The 15755-nt window shown below is 67.1% G+C and carries 14 protein-coding genes and 3 tRNA genes; 14 read left to right on the plus strand and 3 right to left on the minus strand.

Annotation, left to right across the window (positions count from 1 at the left end):
* Positions 1-51 precede the first annotated feature (51 nt).
* The 4 genes from ilvN to metG all read left to right on the plus strand — a co-directional run bounded on the left by ilvN (position 52) and on the right by metG (position 5089).
* Entirely contained in the window at positions 52-564 is a 513-nt protein-coding gene (gene ilvN, locus ACTHL9_RS17270) for an acetolactate synthase small subunit (RefSeq protein ID WP_440520507.1), read from the plus strand.
* A 38-nt stretch (positions 565-602) separates the two neighbouring features.
* Positions 603-1628, plus strand: coding sequence for a ketol-acid reductoisomerase (gene ilvC / locus ACTHL9_RS17275; RefSeq protein ID WP_440520508.1), 1026 nt, complete (start codon positions 603-605; stop codon positions 1626-1628).
* Positions 1629-1798: 170 nt separating this feature from the next.
* Positions 1799-3394 (plus strand): phosphoglycerate dehydrogenase, encoded by a 1596-nt coding sequence (serA, locus tag ACTHL9_RS17280; protein WP_440520509.1) that lies wholly within the window; start codon positions 1799-1801, stop codon positions 3392-3394.
* Positions 3395-3529: 135 nt separating this feature from the next.
* A complete protein-coding gene (gene metG, locus ACTHL9_RS17285) occupies positions 3530-5089 on the plus strand; it encodes a methionine--tRNA ligase (protein ID WP_440520510.1) in 1560 nt (519 codons plus the stop codon).
* A 78-nt stretch (positions 5090-5167) separates the two neighbouring features.
* Here metG and ACTHL9_RS17290 read toward each other — a convergent pair whose 3' ends face one another.
* Positions 5168-6133: a type IV toxin-antitoxin system AbiEi family antitoxin domain-containing protein gene (locus tag ACTHL9_RS17290; protein WP_440520511.1), complete on the minus strand. Its 966-nt coding sequence runs from the start codon at positions 6131-6133 to the stop codon at positions 5168-5170.
* 218 nt (positions 6134-6351) lie between these two features.
* Here ACTHL9_RS17290 and ACTHL9_RS17295 point away from each other — a divergent pair, with 218 nt between their 5' ends.
* From ACTHL9_RS17295 to ACTHL9_RS17330, 8 genes are all read left to right on the plus strand, one after another.
* A complete protein-coding gene (locus ACTHL9_RS17295) occupies positions 6352-7404 on the plus strand; it encodes a 3-isopropylmalate dehydrogenase (protein ID WP_440520512.1) in 1053 nt (350 codons plus the stop codon).
* A 97-nt stretch (positions 7405-7501) separates the two neighbouring features.
* The gene (locus ACTHL9_RS17300; RefSeq protein ID WP_440520513.1) at positions 7502-8614 is read left to right on the plus strand and encodes a branched-chain amino acid aminotransferase; all 1113 of its coding nucleotides are present in this window, start codon (positions 7502-7504) and stop codon (positions 8612-8614) included.
* A 93-nt stretch (positions 8615-8707) separates the two neighbouring features.
* Positions 8708-9496 carry a fumarylacetoacetate hydrolase family protein gene (locus ACTHL9_RS17305; RefSeq protein WP_440520514.1) on the plus strand — a complete coding sequence of 263 codons (789 nt, stop codon included), beginning with the start codon at positions 8708-8710 and terminating at the stop codon, positions 9494-9496.
* 56 nt (positions 9497-9552) lie between these two features.
* Complete coding sequence (gene gltX, locus ACTHL9_RS17310; RefSeq protein WP_440520515.1) at positions 9553-11070, plus strand: glutamate--tRNA ligase; 1518 nt, start codon at positions 9553-9555, stop codon at positions 11068-11070.
* Positions 11063-11842, plus strand: a complete 780-nt coding sequence (locus ACTHL9_RS17315) for an HAD family hydrolase (protein WP_440520516.1) — start codon at positions 11063-11065, stop codon at positions 11840-11842. The genes gltX and ACTHL9_RS17315 overlap by 8 nt, the downstream gene beginning before the upstream one ends.
* A gap of 73 nt (positions 11843-11915) precedes the next feature.
* Positions 11916-11987 (plus strand) — tRNA-Gln (locus tag ACTHL9_RS17320).
* A gap of 47 nt (positions 11988-12034) precedes the next feature.
* Positions 12035-12107, plus strand: a tRNA-Glu gene (locus tag ACTHL9_RS17325).
* A gap of 71 nt (positions 12108-12178) precedes the next feature.
* Positions 12179-12251: transfer RNA gene (locus ACTHL9_RS17330), tRNA-Glu, on the plus strand.
* A 45-nt stretch (positions 12252-12296) separates the two neighbouring features.
* Here the strand turns inward: ACTHL9_RS17330 and ACTHL9_RS17335 are convergent.
* Together ACTHL9_RS17335 and ACTHL9_RS17340 are read right to left on the minus strand one after the other, a co-directional pair.
* A complete protein-coding gene (locus ACTHL9_RS17335; RefSeq protein WP_440520517.1) occupies positions 12297-12839 on the minus strand; it encodes a DUF1697 domain-containing protein in 543 nt (180 codons plus the stop codon).
* Positions 12839-13558: an IclR family transcriptional regulator gene (locus tag ACTHL9_RS17340; RefSeq protein WP_440520518.1), complete on the minus strand. Its 720-nt coding sequence runs from the start codon at positions 13556-13558 to the stop codon at positions 12839-12841. The genes ACTHL9_RS17335 and ACTHL9_RS17340 overlap by 1 nt, the downstream gene beginning before the upstream one ends.
* Positions 13559-13677: 119 nt before the next feature.
* Here ACTHL9_RS17340 and leuC point away from each other — a divergent pair, with 119 nt between their 5' ends.
* The gene (leuC, locus tag ACTHL9_RS17345) at positions 13678-15114 is read left to right on the plus strand and encodes a 3-isopropylmalate dehydratase large subunit (RefSeq protein WP_440520519.1); all 1437 of its coding nucleotides are present in this window, start codon (positions 13678-13680) and stop codon (positions 15112-15114) included.
* 32 nt (positions 15115-15146) lie between these two features.
* Positions 15147-15746, plus strand: a complete 600-nt coding sequence (gene leuD, locus ACTHL9_RS17350; protein ID WP_440520520.1) for a 3-isopropylmalate dehydratase small subunit — start codon at positions 15147-15149, stop codon at positions 15744-15746.
* The last annotated feature ends 9 nt before the right edge of the window (positions 15747-15755 follow it).

Raw genomic sequence — 15755 nt, forward strand, 5'->3', positions numbered from 1 at the left:
ATCCAGGTGGCCCGGAATTCCACGCCTGTGTGGGAAGAGGAGGACTGAGGCATGGCCCGCCACACCCTGTCCGTGCTGGTCGAGGACAAGCCGGGCGTGCTCACGCGCGTCGCGGGCCTCTTCGCCCGGCGCGCGTTCAACATCCACTCGCTTGCCGTGGGCCCCACGGAGGTCGAAGGGATCTCGCGCGTGACCGTCGTCGTCGATGCCGAGGGCGACCTCCTTGAGCAGGTGACCAAGCAGCTCAACAAGCTCGTGAACGTCATCAAGATCGTCGAGCTGCTGCCCGAGAACTCGGTCCGTCGTGATCACGTCCTCATCAAGGTCCGTGCGGACTCCATGACCCGGGTCCAGGTGACCCAGGCTGTGGAGCTGTTCCGCGCCTCGGTGGTCGACGTGTCGACGGACGCCGTCGTCGTCGAGGCGACCGGGACTACCGAGAAGCTCGATGCGCTTCTCACCGTCCTCGAGCCGTTTGGCGTCCGCGAGATCGTGCAGTCGGGCACCCTCGCAATCGGACGCGGTTCGCGGTCGATGAGCGACCGCGCGCTGCGCGCAAGCTAAGAAGAAAGTTTCCCAGTGAAGTACCAAGGAGAAATCAAGTGACTCACCTCTACTACGACGACGACGCCGACCTCTCGATCATCCAGGGCCGCAAGGTCGCCGTGATCGGGTACGGCAGCCAGGGGCACGCCCACGCGCTCAGCCTGCGCGACTCGGGCGTCGACGTGCGCGTCGGCCTCGCCGAGGGTTCGAAGTCCAAGTCCAAGGCCGAGGCCGAGGGCCTGCGTGTCCTCCCGGTGGCGCAGGCCGCCGAGGAAGCCGACCTCATCATGATCCTGACCCCGGACCAGGTCCAGGCGAAGGTCTACGCGGAGTCGATCGCCGATCACCTCAAGGCCGGGGACGCCCTGTTCTTCGGCCACGGCTTCAACATCCGCTACGGCTTCATCAAGCCCCCGGCCGATGTCGACGTTGCCCTCGTCGCCCCGAAGGGCCCGGGCCACATCGTGCGTCGCGAGTTCGAGGCCGGGCGCGGCGTTCCGGACCTCATCGCCGTCGAGCAGAACCCCTCCGGCAAGGCCAAGGAGCTCGCACTCTCCTACGCGAAGGCGATCGGCGGCACCCGCGCCGGCGTCATCGAGACCACCTTCACCGAGGAGACCGAGACGGATCTCTTCGGCGAGCAGGCCGTCCTCTGCGGTGGCGCGTCGCAGCTCATCCAGTACGGCTTCGAGACGCTGACCGAGGCCGGCTACAAGCCGGAGATCGCGTACTTCGAGGTCCTGCACGAGCTCAAGCTCATCGTCGACCTCATGGTCGAGGGCGGCATCGCCAAGCAGCGCTGGAGCGTCTCCGACACGGCCGAGTTCGGCGACTACGTCTCTGGCCCGCGCGTGATCGATCCGCACGTGAAGGAGAACATGAAGGCTGTCCTCGCGGACATCCAGGACGGCACGTTCGCCAAGCGCTTCATGGACGACCAGGCCAACGGAGCGAAGGAGTTCCTCGAGCTGCGCAAGAAGGGCGAGGATCACCCGATCGAGGCCACGGGCCGCGAACTGCGCAAGCTGTTCTCGTGGATCAAGCAGAACGACGACTACACCGAGGGCTCCGTCGCCCGCTAGTCGCCGAACGAAGCGGTGGGCGCACGTGCGCCCGCCGCTTCCGGCTGTCATCACCCTCCCCGGTGACGTCCGCCACACTTCTCGGTCGATGTGCTGATCCGCCCGCCCGCATCCGGCCGCCCGTCCCCGTCCCGCCCATATCCGCCCCACTGACCGGAGAGGCCCCGCCCGTGTCCAACGAGAAGCCCGTCGTCCTCCTCGCCGAGGAACTTTCGCCTGCCACCATCGATGCCCTCGGCCCCGACTTCGAGATCCGTCACGCCGACGGTGCCGACCGCTCCCAGCTCCTTCCCGCCATCGCCGACGTCGACGCGATCCTCGTCCGCTCCGCCACGAAGGTGGATGCCGAGGCGATCGCGGCGGCCAAGAAGCTCAAGGTCATCGCTCGCGCGGGCGTCGGCCTGGACAACGTCGACATCAAGGCCGCCACGCAGGCGGGCGTCATGGTGGTCAATGCGCCGACGTCGAACATCGTGTCCGCAGCCGAGCTCACGTGCGGGCACATCCTGAGCCTCGCCCGCAACATCCCCGCCGCGAACGGCTCCCTTAAGGGCGGCGAGTGGAAGCGGTCCAAGTTCGCGGGGATCGAACTCCTCGACAAGACCCTCGGCGTGATCGGCCTTGGCCGTATCGGGGCCCTCGTCGCCGCGCGCATGCAGGCGTTCGAGATGAACGTGGTCGCCTTCGACCCGTACGTCACGTCGGCGCGCGCCGCCCAGCTCGGCGTCAAGCTCGTCACGCTCGATGAACTCCTCGCACAGAGCGACTTCATCACGATCCACATGCCGAAGACCCCGGAGACCGTCGGCATGCTCGGCGCGGACGCCTTCGAGAAGATGAAGAAGACCGCGTACGTGGTCAACGTGGCCCGTGGTGGCCTCGTCGACGAGGACGCGCTCACGAAGGCCCTCGAGTCCGGCCAGATCGCGGGCGCGGGCATCGACGTCTTCGAGAAGGAGCCCAGCACCAATCTCCCGTTCTTCGAGTACCCGAACGTGGTCGTCACCCCGCATCTCGGCGCGTCGACGGATGAGGCCCAGGAGAAGGCCGGCATCTCGGTCGCGAAGTCGGTGCGGCTCGCCCTTGCCGGCGAGCTCGTCCCGGATGCCGTCAACGTGGCCGGCGGCGTCATTGCCCCCGACGTGCGCCCGGGCATTCCGCTGATCGAGAAGCTCGGCCGCATCTTCACCGCCCTGAGCCACGAGCCGGTGGCGCAGATCGACGTCGAGGTCGCGGGCGAGATCGCCTCGCTCGACGTCAAGTCCCTTGAGCTCGCCGCGCTGAAGGGCGTGTTCACGGATGTCGTCTCCGAGAAGGTCTCCTATGTCAACGCGCCGGTCCTCGCGGAGCAGCGCGGCGTTGCGGTGCGTCTGCTCACTACGTCGGAGGCGGAGGACTACCGGAACGTCCTGACCATTCGCGGCCTGCTGACCGATGGCAGCCAGGTCTCGGTCGCTGGTACCCTGACCGGTCCTAAGCAGATCCAGAAGCTCGTGGGCATCAACGGCTACGACCTCGAGATCCCCATCTCCGAGCACCTCGTCGTGATGACCTACGCTGACCGCCCAGGCGTCATCGGAACGATCGGCCACATCCTCGGCATGAACGGCGTCAACATCGCCGGCATGCAGGTGGCCCGTGCCGAGCAGGCTGGCGAGGCGATGGCGCTCCTCACGGTCGACTCGAAGATCCCGGCCACCGTGCTCGATACCGTCAAGAGCGAGATCGGCGCGACTGCGGTGCGGGAGATCGACCTCGAGGACTAGTCCCTAGCTAGCTCGGCGCAGCTAGATCACCAAGACGAGCACGACGACGGCGGGCCTCACCTCATGCGGTGGGGCCCGCCGTCGTCCGTTGACGCATTCGCCGCGCCTGTCTCGCGGATCCGGTAAATTCTTAGGGTGACGTCCGCAGCAGAGAAGACCCCGTTCTACATCACCACCGCCATCACGTACCCGAACGGCGAGCCGCACATCGGCCACGCCTACGAGTACATCGCGACCGATGCGATGGCGCGCTTCAAGCGGCTGGACGGCTACGACGTCTTCTTCCTCACGGGCACTGACGAGCACGGGCTCAAGATCGCACAGTCCGCCCAGAAGGAAGGCATCGCGCCCAAGGAACTGGTGGACCGCAACGTGGAACTCTACAAGGAGACCCACGCGGCGTTGGGCGTGAGCTATGACCGGTTCATCCGCACCACCGATGCGGACCACTATGCCTCCGCCCAGGCGATCTGGAAGCGCATGGAGCAGACCGGGGACATCTACCTCGACAAGTACGAGGGCTGGTATTCGGTGCGCGACGAGGCGTACTACACCGAGGATGAGACCGTGGTGCGCGATGGCGTCCGGTACTCGAAGGAGACCGATACCGAAGTCACCTGGACCGCCGAGGAGAGCTACTTCTTCCGGCTCTCGGCGTATCAGGACAAGCTCCTCGAGCTCTATTCAGCGCAGCCGGAGTTCGGCGCGCCACAGTACCGGTTCAACGAAGTCATCTCGTTCGTCAAGCGTGGACTCGAGGACCTCTCGATCTCTCGGACGACCTTCGACTGGGGGATCCCCGTCCCCGACGCCCCCGGGCACGTCATGTACGTGTGGGTCGACGCCCTCACCAACTACCTCACCGGTGTTGGCTTCCCCGACGTCGACTCCGAGTCCTTCCAGAAGTACTGGCCCGCCGACGTGCACGTGATCGGCAAGGACATCTCGCGCTTCCATGCGGTCTACTGGCCGGCCTTCCTCATGAGCGCCGGGATCGAGGTGCCGCGGCGCGTGATGATTCACGGCTTCCTGCAGAACAACGGCGTCAAGATGTCCAAGTCGCTCGGCAACGTCGTGGCCCCGCGGGACTTCATCAGCCAGTATGGCCTGGACCAGGTGCGCTACTTCCTGCTCCGCGAGGTGCCATTCGGTGCAGACGGCAGCTACAACCACGATGCCATCGTGGGGCGCATGAACGCCGACCTGGCGAACAATCTCGGGAATCTCGCGCAGCGGTCGCTGTCGATGGTCGCCAAGAACCTGGACGGGGTCGTACCCGAGCCGGGGGAGTTGACGGCCGCCGACAAGGCACTGCTCGAGGCCGCCGACGGCCTGCTCGAAGCGACGCGTGCCGCGTTCGAGAAGCAGGAGTTCAGCCGCGGGCTCGAGGCCATCTGGGGTGTGCTCGGCGACACCAACGCGTACTTCGCGGAGCAGGCCCCCTGGGTCCTGCGTAAGACCGACCCCGCCCGCATGGCCACGGTGCTGTACGTGACCCTTGAAGTGCTGCGGATCGTGTCGGTGCTGGTCCAGCCGGTCATGCCCGGGTCCGCCGCGAAGCTGCTCGGTGCCCTCGGCCAGCCGGAGGGTGACGCCCGGCAGTTCTCGGCCCTCGGTGCGCGCATCGTCCCGGGAACGAACCTGCCCGCCCCGGCGCCGATCTTCCCGAAGTACGAGGAGCCGACCGAAGCCTGACGCGAGGTCGGGCCGTGTGCCGCCGAGGTCGGGTGGTGTGGTGCCGAGGTCGGGCCGTGTGGCGCTGAGATCGGCTAATCACCGCAGCTCCACAGCAGCATGAGGTGTTCGCACGAAGGCCTTGACTCTCCTGCCCAAGGTGACCGGGTCGTCGAGTTCGGGCCAATAGACATTGAGCACTCGCCAGCCGGCGGCGACAAGCCGCCCTTCACGCGCCTGCTGCTGAGCGACCTTTTCGTCTATCGGAAGGTAATCGAAGTACTTCCCGTAGCCGTGTACCTCGATGACAATGCGTCGCCTCGGCCACCCGAAATCCACTCGTTCCCGGCCCCCTATGGTCGTAATCCAGAGCTGGAGTTCCGGTTCCGGGAGGTTCCACTCGGCGAGCAGCAGGCGAAACCGGCTCTCCGCGGGTGATTCGGACCGGCCGTCAGCCGCCAGGAGGACCTCGCGCACCTTGCGGATTCCCCGAGTTGCTTTTCCCTCGCTGACGAGCCGTTGGAGGACTGCTTCGTCCGCGCCTCGGGATAGGCCGGAATCGGCGATGACCACGGCCTGCTCGAACGGCAGAAGCCGCGCACAGTCGACGACTGTCCGTTCGAGCGAAGTCACTCTGAGACCGTCCACTAGTCGGACATCCCGAGCGGGGACTCGCTGATTGTGCCGAACAACATCGCTGAGAGGACCCGCGTCGCCTCGGCGGCTCGCGTGTGCCACATGCACGCGCGGGCGAGCACGCCACACGGACAGCCCCCAGATATGGGCTGCAGATGTGTGGGTGTAAACGTGTGATTGGCCTGATGACGCGGCGTCATGAGCATGGATTCTCACAAGCGCGGGGTCTGGGACAGTTCCGAGGGCTGGGGAAAAAACTCCACGCTGGTGGCGAACGAGTGAGCCGTCGTCGAGCAGACTTCGGATGGCTTGCTCTTCGAGCCCCGCCGCTACGAGTTCCGACCGCCGGAACATCGGAGTCGCCGACGGCGATCGCTCGGCTAGAGCTTTCAGAGCTTGCGTTGACTTGTAGTTCAGATTGAGGTGCATGTCCCGAGTCTTCAGCGAGAGCGCGGGCTGAGAGAGCGGTTCCCATCGCTATGTGGATAACATCGGGAGGCCGCGCATGTGGGGGAGTAATACGTTCGGCCCGATCTCGGCGGCAGGGGACCCGATCTCTCGGCGGCAGGGGGCCCGATCTCGACGCGAGCTGTCCGGATAGCGAGACCGGATGCCCAGCATATGGATGCTCCCGCTAAGGTGGCTGCATGACGCAGACTCTCGACCTTGCAGTGATCCCCGGCGACGGCATCGGCCCCGAGGTCACCACTGAGGCCCTGAAAGTCCTCCGCTCGGCGCTCGACGGCGCGGGCGTCGAGGTCAAGGAGACGCACTACAGCCTCGGCGCGCAGCACTGGCTCACCACGGGGGAGACGCTTCCTGACGACGTCCTCGACGACATCCGCGGCCGGGACGCAATCCTGTTCGGCGCGGTGGGCGCGGCCCCCGGTGACACCCGGATCCCGTCGGGGCTCATCGAGCGCGAGCTGCTCCTGAAGCTGCGCTTCACCTTGGACCACTGCGTCAACCTCCGTCCTTCGCGCCTGTACGCGGGCGTCGGCAGCCCCTTGGCCGAGCCCGGCGAGGTCGACTTCGTCGTGGTGCGCGAGGGAACCGAGGGTCCCTACGTCGGGAACGGGGGCGCGCTGCGCGTCGGCACCCCGCACGAGATTGCCACCGAGGTGTCGGTCAACACCGCCTATGGCGTTGAGCGAGTCGTCCGCGATGCCTTCCGCCGCGCCTCTCAGCGGCTGCGCAAGAAGGTCACGCTGGTGCACAAGCACAACGTCCTGGTCCACGCGGGTCACCTGTGGAAGCGCACGGTCGAGGCCGTTGCGGCCGAGTTCCCCGAGGTCCAGCACGACTATCTCCACGTCGACGCCGCGACGATCTTCCTCGTCACGGATCCGTCCCGTTTCGACGTCATCGTGACGGACAACCTTTTCGGGGACATCCTGACGGATCTCGCCGGAGCCGTGACGGGCGGAATCGGCCTCGCGGCGTCGGGGAACATCAACATCGACGGCACGGCACCGTCCATGTTCGAGCCCGTCCACGGTTCGGCGCCGGACATCGCCGGCCAGCAGAAGGCTGATCCGACGGCTGCGATCCTCTCCGCCGCGCTGCTGCTTGACCACCTGGGCCAGGGCGAAGCGGCCGCGCGGATCGAGGAGGCCGTTCGGGCCGACGTCGAGTCCCGCGGCGCGGGTGAACGGCGCACGACGGCGCAGATCGGCGACGCGATTGCAGCCCGGTTGTGAGGCGTAAGCTGTAGGCAGCCCGGGGTCCTGCCCTGGGGAGTGCCGTGGAATGAATAGGCACCAACGGGATCAAAACCCCGAATGATGTGGAGGACCAATGACTCAGAACGCCGTCGGCGTTGACTTCGCGCAGCGGCTCACCGACAACCCGACGAGCGCTGAGCGGCGTGCCGCGATCCTCGCGGACCCCGGCTTCGGCAACTACTTCACGGATCACACCGCAGTGGTCGACTGGTCGGTTGACGCCGAAGGGCGTGGGGGTTGGCACGACGCGCGGATCGAGCCGTACGGTCCGATCGCCATGGACCCAGCAGCGGCTGTGCTCCACTACGGCCAGGAGATCTTCGAGGGGCTCAAGGCCTACCGGCACGCCGACGGAAGCGTCTGGACCTTCCGTGCGGAGGCCAATGCGCACCGCTTCAACCGCTCCGCCCGCCGCCTCGCCCTGCCCGAGCTGCCGCCGGAGCTGTTCGTCGAGTCCCTGCGCCAGCTGGTCTCGGTGGACAAGGACTGGGTGCCGGGCGGCGAGGGCGAGGCGCTGTACCTTCGTCCCTTCATGATCGCCACGGAGGCCTTCCTCGGTGTCCGTCCGGCGCGTGAAGTGTCGTATCGGGTGATCGCCTCCCCGGCCGGCAACTACTTCGGCGGGGAGCTCAAGCCGGTGTCCATCTGGCTCTCGGAGCATTTCGCGCGGGCAGGCCACGGCGGCACGGGCGAGGCAAAATGCGGCGGCAACTATGCGGCGTCGCTCGCAGCCCAGCTCGAGGCCGAGGCGCATGGCTGCAAGCAGGTCCTCTTCCTGGACCCGTACAACGACAACGCCGTCGAGGAGCTCGGGGGCATGAACATCGTCTTCGTCTTCACCGACGGCCGGCTCGTCACTCCCGCACTGAACGGCAACATTCTCCACGGGGTGACACGCGACTCGGTCCTCCAGCTTGCGTCAGACCGCGGGCTCTCCGTCGAGGAGCGCAAGATCACGATCGACGAGTGGCGCGCCTCGGTGGCCGACGGCACCCTCGCGGAGGTCTTCGCGTGCGGCACGGCCGCGGTCATCACGCCGATCAGCGAGCTCAAGACGGCCGACGGCTCCCTGGTCTCGCCGCCGCCTGGGCCGGACTCGGTGGCCATGAGCATCCGCGAGCAGCTTCTCGGCATCCAGACGGGCGCCGTGGAGGACCTCCACGGCTGGCTGACAAGGCTCGCCTAGGCATCGCTCAACCCGTTCAACGCACGACGGCGCGTCCCCGGCTTGGGGAGGCGCCGTCGTCGTCTGAGTGGCGGACCGCGATAGGGTGAGGCCATGCGCATCGCCCGTTTTGTCATTGATTCTGCTGCGGATGCGGCGCCTGTCTACGGAGTTGTCCATGGTGATCCCGGCAACGAGCAGGTTGCGGTGATCAAGGGCGACCCCTTCTATCAAGGAGTCACTCCGACCGGGCAGACGCACCGCCTTGACGACGTCCGGCTTCTCGCGCCGATCATCCCCCGCAGCAAGGTCGTAGGCATCGGGCGCAACTACGCCGACCACGCCAAGGAGCTCGGGAACGAGCTCCCCACCGAGCCGGCCATGTTCCTCGTTGCCAACACGGCCGTCGTGGGACCGGGCGATCCGGTGGTCCTGCCCGAGTGGACCGAGGAGGTCTCCTACGAGGGCGAGCTCTGCGTGGTGATCGGCCGGATCTGCAAGGACGTTCCCGCTGAGAAGGCGGACGACGTGATCTTCGGGTACACCGTGGGCAATGACCTCACCGCGCGGGACAAGCAGCGCTCCGACGTCCAGTGGGCCCGGGCCAAGTCCTTCGACACGTCGTCGCCGCTCGGACCGTGGATCGAAACCGAGCTCGATCCCGAGGACCTCTCGCTTGTGACGCGGCTCAATGGGAGCGTGGTGCAGGACGGCACGACGGCGGACATGGTGTTCGGGGTGCGGGAGCTCGTCGCGGCCGTCTCGCAGGCGTTCACGCTTCTTCCCGGGGACGTGATCATGACCGGCACGCCGGCCGGTGTGGGCCTGGTCACCGAGGGCGACCGGGTCGACGTCGAAATCGAGGGCATCGGAACGCTCTCGAACCCCATCGTGCGCCGCTGACCACCCCTGGGCGTCCGGGGGGAGGGGCTTCGCCAGCGGCCTAGAATAGGGTCACTATGACTTCCGCCGCTGAGCTGCACGACGCCAACTCCATCCCCTCCGTCACTCCGGACACCCCGGTCCGCGTCCGCTTCTGCCCATCGCCGACCGGCACGCCCCATGTGGGCATGGTCCGCACGGCCCTCTTCAACTGGGCCTATGCGCGCCACACGGGCGGCAGGTTCGTGTTCCGCATCGAAGACACGGACGCGCAGCGGGACACGGAGGAGAGCTACGAGCAGATCGTCGAAGCGCTCCGCTGGCTCGGGCTGACCTGGGACGAGGGCATTGACGTCGGCGGCCCTCACGAGCCGTACCGGCAGTCTCGCCGGCTCGACCTGTACAAGGACGTCGCTGCGAAGCTCAAGGACGCGGGATTCCTCTACGAGTCCTACTCGACCCCCGACGAGATCGAGGCGCGACACCGCGCGGCGGGCCGTGACCCCAAGCTCGGCTACGACAACTCCGACCGGGACCTGACCCCCGAGCAGATCGCGACGTTCCGGGCCGAGGGCCGCGAACCGGTGCTCCGCTTCCGCATGCCGGAGACGGACGTGGTCTTCGATGACCTCATCCGGGGGGAAATCCGCTTCAAGGCCGGGTCGGTGCCGGACTTCGTCCTGGTGCGCGCTGACGGCTCGCCGCTGTATACGCTCGTCAACCCGGTCGATGACGCGCTCATGGGGATCACCCACGTCCTGCGGGGCGAAGACCTCCTGTCCTCGACGCCGCGTCAGGTAGCCCTGTACCACGCCCTGCACGCCGTCGGCGTGGCCGCGTATATGCCGCTGTTCGGCCACCTTCCCTATGTCATGGGCGAAGGCAACAAGAAGCTTTCGAAGCGCGATCCGCAGTCGAATCTGTTCCACCACCGCGACCGCGGCTTTATCCCAGAAGGCCTCCTCAACTACTTGGCGCTGCTGGGCTGGTCGCTCTCCGCGGACGAGGACATCTTCACGGTGGAGCAGCTGACCGAGAACTTCGACATCAAGGATGTTCTGCCAAACCCCGCGCGGTTCGACCAGAAGAAGGCGGAGGCCATCAACGGCACGCACGTCCGCATGTTGGCACCCGAGGATTTCCGGGACCGCCTCCTGCCGTATCTGCGCGCCACGGGCATCGTCGGGGAGAATCTCACATCGCGCGAGAAGCAGATCCTCACCGAAGCCGCGCCGCTCGTCCAGGAACGCATCACGCTGCTCGGCGAGGCCCCCGGCATGCTCGGCTTCCTGTTCGCCGACGACTCCGCGATCACCGTGGAGGACGACGCGCGGAAGGGTCTCCCTGAGAACCTCACCGAAGTGCTCGATGCCGCGATCGGGGCGCTGGAACCGCTGGCGGAGTGGACGGCCGAGGCAGTCCAGGAGGCGCTGCGGTCGGCGCTCGTCGAGGGCTTGGGCATCAAGCCGCGGCTCGCCTTCGGCCCGGTGCGCACGGCTGTTTCTGGCCGCCGCGTGTCGCCGCCGCTCTTCGAGTCGATGGTCATCCTCGGCAAGGAGTCCTCGCTGGCCCGCCTCAAGGCCTTCCGTGGCTGACACCTCCCGCGTCGCCGCGGTCCTGCTCGACATCGACGAGACGCTCGTGGACCTCGAAGGGGCAATGCACCGCGCCCTGCGCGAGGTCACGGCCGCGTACGTCGACCTCGACGAGGCCGGATGGGCCGCGTTCTGCCATACCTTCACCCGCGGTTCGGACGACATCTACGACCAATACGTAGCGGGCGAGATCACGTTCGCCGAGCAGCGTGTGCTGCGCGCCGAGCGGTGCCTCGCGAACGCCGGGACGGCCTTCGTGGACCAGGTGGCGGCGCGGGCATGGCTTGAAGCGTACGAGACGGCTCAGCCGCGCTACGTGCGCGCGTTCGACGACGTAGCCCCCTTGCTCGACACGCTGGAGGCCGCGGGAATCGCCTATGGGGCTGTGAGCAACAACGTCCACGACTACCAGCGGGCAAAGCTCGATCATGCGGGTCTGCAGCGGATCAAGATCCTCGTGGGGATCGACGCGGTGGGGGCGGCCAAGCCGGACCCGGCGATCTTCCACGAAGGACTTCGGCTGGTAGGCTCGTCCCCCGAGCAGACTGTCTACGTGGGCGACAATCCGCATCATGACGTCCTCGGCGCGGAGGCTGCTGGGCTGCGGGGGGTCTGGCTCAATCGTCTCGGGCGGTCCTTGCCCGAGGATCTCGCTCCTTTGGTGCGCGAGCAGATCCCCAGCCTCACCGAGCTGCCTGCCCTCATCGGCCTAGACTCCCGCCCGGCGGCAGACGGCGTGGGCGATTTGGCAGGCGGGCGAGTGTTCCAGTAAAGTAATTACTCGTGCTGAGGGGCACGGAGGGACTTGAACCGATGGTTCAGGGACACCGGCCCGGAACACGCCTTGGGATATGGTGTAATTGGCAACACTACGGTTTCTGGTACCGTCATTCTAGGTTCGAGTCCTGGTATCCCAGCTCCTGACGCCCCGTGAGCGATTAGCGGGTCTGACGGTGAAAGTACTGGCCCCATCGTATAGCGGCCTAGTACGCCGCCCTCTCACGGCGGTAACGCGGGTTCGAATCCCGCTGGGGTCACGGAATGGCTGTGGAGTAATCCGCAGCTATTTTCGAGAAGCCTTTTTTCGAAAAGGCGCTTGCAGTGAAGAGGCCCCATCGTATAGCGGCCTAGTACGCCGCCCTCTCACGGCGGTAACGCGGGTTCGAATCCCGCTGGGGTCACTGCCAAAGAGCGTCCCGGTCGTCACGACCGGGACGCTCTTTGTTTTATCGCGTGGCCAGTTTGTCCGCGGCGGCTTTCACCTTCAGCATCGTGCGGAGATTTCGCGTGGTCGTCGTGGCCTTGAATTTGGCTTTTCCCGTGGCCTTCGACATCGCGCTGTCGAGGGTGGCTCCGACGGGGGCGAGCCACGCGGTCGCGAAGGGAGAGAGGCGGGTATGTTCGGTTCCGTCCGCCGCGGCCAGGTCCCAGAGCTCGTCCAGCACGGCAGGGTCCGAGGACAGGGTCACGTACGAATGCGTCGAGGGGTCGTCGGAGGGATACGGGCAGGCATCAATCGTGGCGGCCACGTCCGGGGCGGTCATGACGATGACCCACGCGTCGTACCCGAACGCCGTCCGCAGGGCCGTCTGGATCGTCTCCTTGAGTTCGGCGGCGTCCAGCTCGGAGCGAAGGACGATGTTCCCGCTCGCGAGCAGCGTGGAGACGTCGCTGACCGGCAGACGGGAGATTGTGGCGCGGACATCCGCCATCTTGAGGTTGATCCCGCCCACGTTGACCCCCCTCAGGAAGACTGCGTAGGCCGTCATCAGTCGTTGCCCTTGCGGAGTGCCTCGGTGAGGAGGCGCGCGGCGCTGCACACGACTTCGGCGTGCTGACGTCCCGGCTGCCGGGTCAGGCGTTCGATGGGACCCGAGATCGAGACGGCTGCGATGACGCGGCCGGACGGGCCCCGCACGGGTGCCGAGACTGAGGCGACCCCGGGCTCGCGTTCGCCGAGGGACTGGGCCCAGCCCCGCCGTCGTACGCCTGCGCGGACGGTGGGGGTGAAGCGCGCGTTGTTGAGGCCCTCGAGGAGGCGGTCGTGATCCTCCCAAGCCACGAGGATCTGCGCAGCGGATCCGGCCTTCATGGTGAGCTGGGTGCCCACGGGGATCGTGTCGCGGAGGCCGACGGGCCGCTCCGCGGACGCGACGCACACGCGCCAGTCGCCCTGGCGCCGGAAGATCTGGGCGCTCTCGCCCGTGGCGTCGCGGAGTTGGACGAGAATGGGGCCGGCGGCGGCGATAAGGCGATCCTCTCCGGCCGCGGACGCGAGCTCAACGAGGCGCGAACCGAGCACGAACCGCCCCTGGATGTCGCGGGCCACGAGGCGGTGGTGGACAAGGGCAAGCGCCAGCCGGTGAACGGTCGGGCGGGCGAGACCCGTCGCCGCCACGAGCTGCGCGAGCGTGGTCGGGCCGGCCTCGAGGGCATCAAGTACCATTGCGGCCTTGTCGATCACGCCGACGCCACTAGAATTGTCCATAGATTGATATTGCCGTCTCAATATCTGAGATGCAAGTCGATGGGGTGGCCGCAGGACGAGCCGCCTGCTGGACTGGTATGACAGGCGCCGACGGCGCGAGCGAACGAAGGGAGCTGGCCATGGGACGCACTCTGGCCGAGAAGGTCTGGGATGCGCATGTTGTGCGCAAGGGCGAGGCTGGCCAGCCTGACCTTCTCTACATCGACCTGCACCTGGTGCATGAGGTGACCTCTCCGCAGGCGTTCGAGGGCCTCCGTCTCGCGGGCCGCCGTCTGCGACGCCCGGACCTGACGATCGCGACGGAGGACCACAACACCCCGACGCTGGACATCGACAAGCCGATCGCGGACCCGACGAGCCGGACCCAGATCGAAACGCTGCGGGCGAACTGCCACGAGTTCGGCGTGCGTCTGCATCCCCTCGGGGACAAGGAGCAGGGCATTGTCCACGTGGTGGGACCGCAGCTCGGCCTGACCCAGCCTGGCCTGACGATCGTGTGCGGTGACTCGCACACGTCCACCCACGGCGCCTTCGGTGCCCTCGCCATGGGCATCGGCACCTCCGAGGTCGAGCACGTCATGGCCACCCAGACGCTGCCGCTCAAGCCGTTCAAGACGATGGCCATCAACGTCGAGGGCACACTCAAGCCGGGCGTGAGCTCGAAGGACATCATCTTGGCGGTCATCGCCAAGATCGGCACCGGCGGCGGCCAGGGCTACGTGCTCGAGTACCGCGGGTCCGCCATCCGCGCGCTGTCCATGGAGGCGCGCATGACGATCTGCAACATGTCGATCGAAGCCGGTGCCCGCGCCGGGATGGTCGCGCCGGACGAGACGACGTACGCCTTCATGCAGGGCCGCCCGCACGCCCCGCAGGGCGCCGACTGGGACGCCGCGGTCGAGTATTGGGACACCCTGCACACCGACGAGGACGCGGTCTTCGACGCCGAGGTGTTCCTCGACGCGGACGAGCTCGAGCCCTTCGTCACGTGGGGCACCAACCCCGGCCAGGGCGTCTCGCTCTCGCAGGCCGTCCCGGACCCCGAGGCGTTCGCCGACGAGAACTCGAAGGCCAACGCGCGCCGAGCGCTGCAGTACATGGGGCTCGAGGCAGGCACCCCGATGAAGGAAATCCGCGTGGACACGGTGTTCTTGGGCTCGTGCACCAACTCCCGTCTGGAGGACCTGCGTGCTGCGGCGGACGTCATCCGCGGCCGCCAGAAGGATCCGAACGTGCGCATGCTCGTGGTCCCCGGCTCGGCAAGGGTGCGCCTCGAGGCCGAGGCGGAGGGCCTGGACCAGGTGTTCAAGGACTTCGGCGCCGAGTGGCGCTTCGCGGGCTGCTCGATGTGCCTGGGCATGAACCCGGACCAGCTGGCCCCGGGCGAGCGGTGCGCGTCGACCTCGAACCGCAACTTCGAGGGCCGTCAGGGCAAGGGCGGCCGGACCCACCTTGTCTCGCCCGTCGTCGCCGCGGCGACCGCGATCCGCGGAACCCTCTCGTCGCCGTCGGACCTCGATCCCGTGCCCGCCACCGCCGCCAGCAGCGCCGCCTGAGCCGGCCCCGCCCAGACATTACGGAGAAAACCATGGAGAAGTTCACCTCCCACACCGGGATCGGCGTGCCGCTGCGCCAGAGCAACGTCGACACCGACCAGATCATCCCCGCCGTCTTCCTCAAGCGGATCACCCGGACTGGCTTTGAGGACGCCCTGTTCTCCTCATGGCGCAAGGACGAGCAGTTCATCCTCAACCAAGAGCCGTTCAACCGCGGCTCGGTCCTCGTGGCAGGCCCTGACTTCGGCACCGGGTCGTCCCGCGAGCACGCTGTCTGGGCGCTCAAGGACTACGGGTTCAAGGCAGTCCTCTCGTCCCGGTTCGCGGACATCTTCCGCGGCAACTCCGGCAAGCAGGGCCTCCTCGCCGCCGGCGTGGCGCAGGACGACATCGAGCTGATCTGGAAGGAGCTCGAGAACCACCCGGGCACCCAGATCACCGTGGACCTGAAGTCGAAGACGGCCACCTGCGGGAACATCGTGGCCCCCTTCGAGATCGACGACTACACGCGCTGGCGCCTCCTCGAGGGCCTCGACGACATCGGGCTGACCCTCCAGCACGAAGACGAGATCGCCGCCTACGAGGCGACCCGGCCTTCGTTCAAGCCCACCACGCTCCCGGCCAAGTCCTGACTCGGCGGA

Origin of the sequence: Sinomonas sp. (genome assembly GCF_051955515.1) — a bacterium.
GTDB lineage: Bacteria > Actinomycetota > Actinomycetes > Actinomycetales > Micrococcaceae > Sinomonas.

Excerpts from the sequence above, each read along its gene's own strand:
- ilvN (WP_440520507.1), top strand. The coding sequence starts at position 52 with ATGGCCCGCCACACCCTGTCCGTGCTGGTCGAGGACAAGCCGGGCGTG.
- ACTHL9_RS17290 (WP_440520511.1), bottom strand. The coding sequence starts at position 6,133 with ATGCACCTCAATCTGAACTACAAGTCAACGCAAGCTCTGAAAGCTCTA.
- ACTHL9_RS17295 (WP_440520512.1), top strand. The coding sequence starts at position 6,352 with ATGACGCAGACTCTCGACCTTGCAGTGATCCCCGGCGACGGCATCGGC.
- ACTHL9_RS17300 (WP_440520513.1), top strand. The coding sequence starts at position 7,502 with ATGACTCAGAACGCCGTCGGCGTTGACTTCGCGCAGCGGCTCACCGAC.
- ACTHL9_RS17305 (WP_440520514.1), top strand. The coding sequence starts at position 8,708 with ATGCGCATCGCCCGTTTTGTCATTGATTCTGCTGCGGATGCGGCGCCT.
- gltX (WP_440520515.1), top strand. The coding sequence starts at position 9,553 with ATGACTTCCGCCGCTGAGCTGCACGACGCCAACTCCATCCCCTCCGTC.
- ACTHL9_RS17335 (WP_440520517.1), bottom strand. The coding sequence starts at position 12,839 with ATGACGGCCTACGCAGTCTTCCTGAGGGGGGTCAACGTGGGCGGGATC.
- ACTHL9_RS17340 (WP_440520518.1), bottom strand. The coding sequence starts at position 13,558 with ATGGACAATTCTAGTGGCGTCGGCGTGATCGACAAGGCCGCAATGGTA.
- leuC (WP_440520519.1), top strand. The coding sequence starts at position 13,678 with ATGGGACGCACTCTGGCCGAGAAGGTCTGGGATGCGCATGTTGTGCGC.
- leuD (WP_440520520.1), top strand. The coding sequence starts at position 15,147 with ATGGAGAAGTTCACCTCCCACACCGGGATCGGCGTGCCGCTGCGCCAG.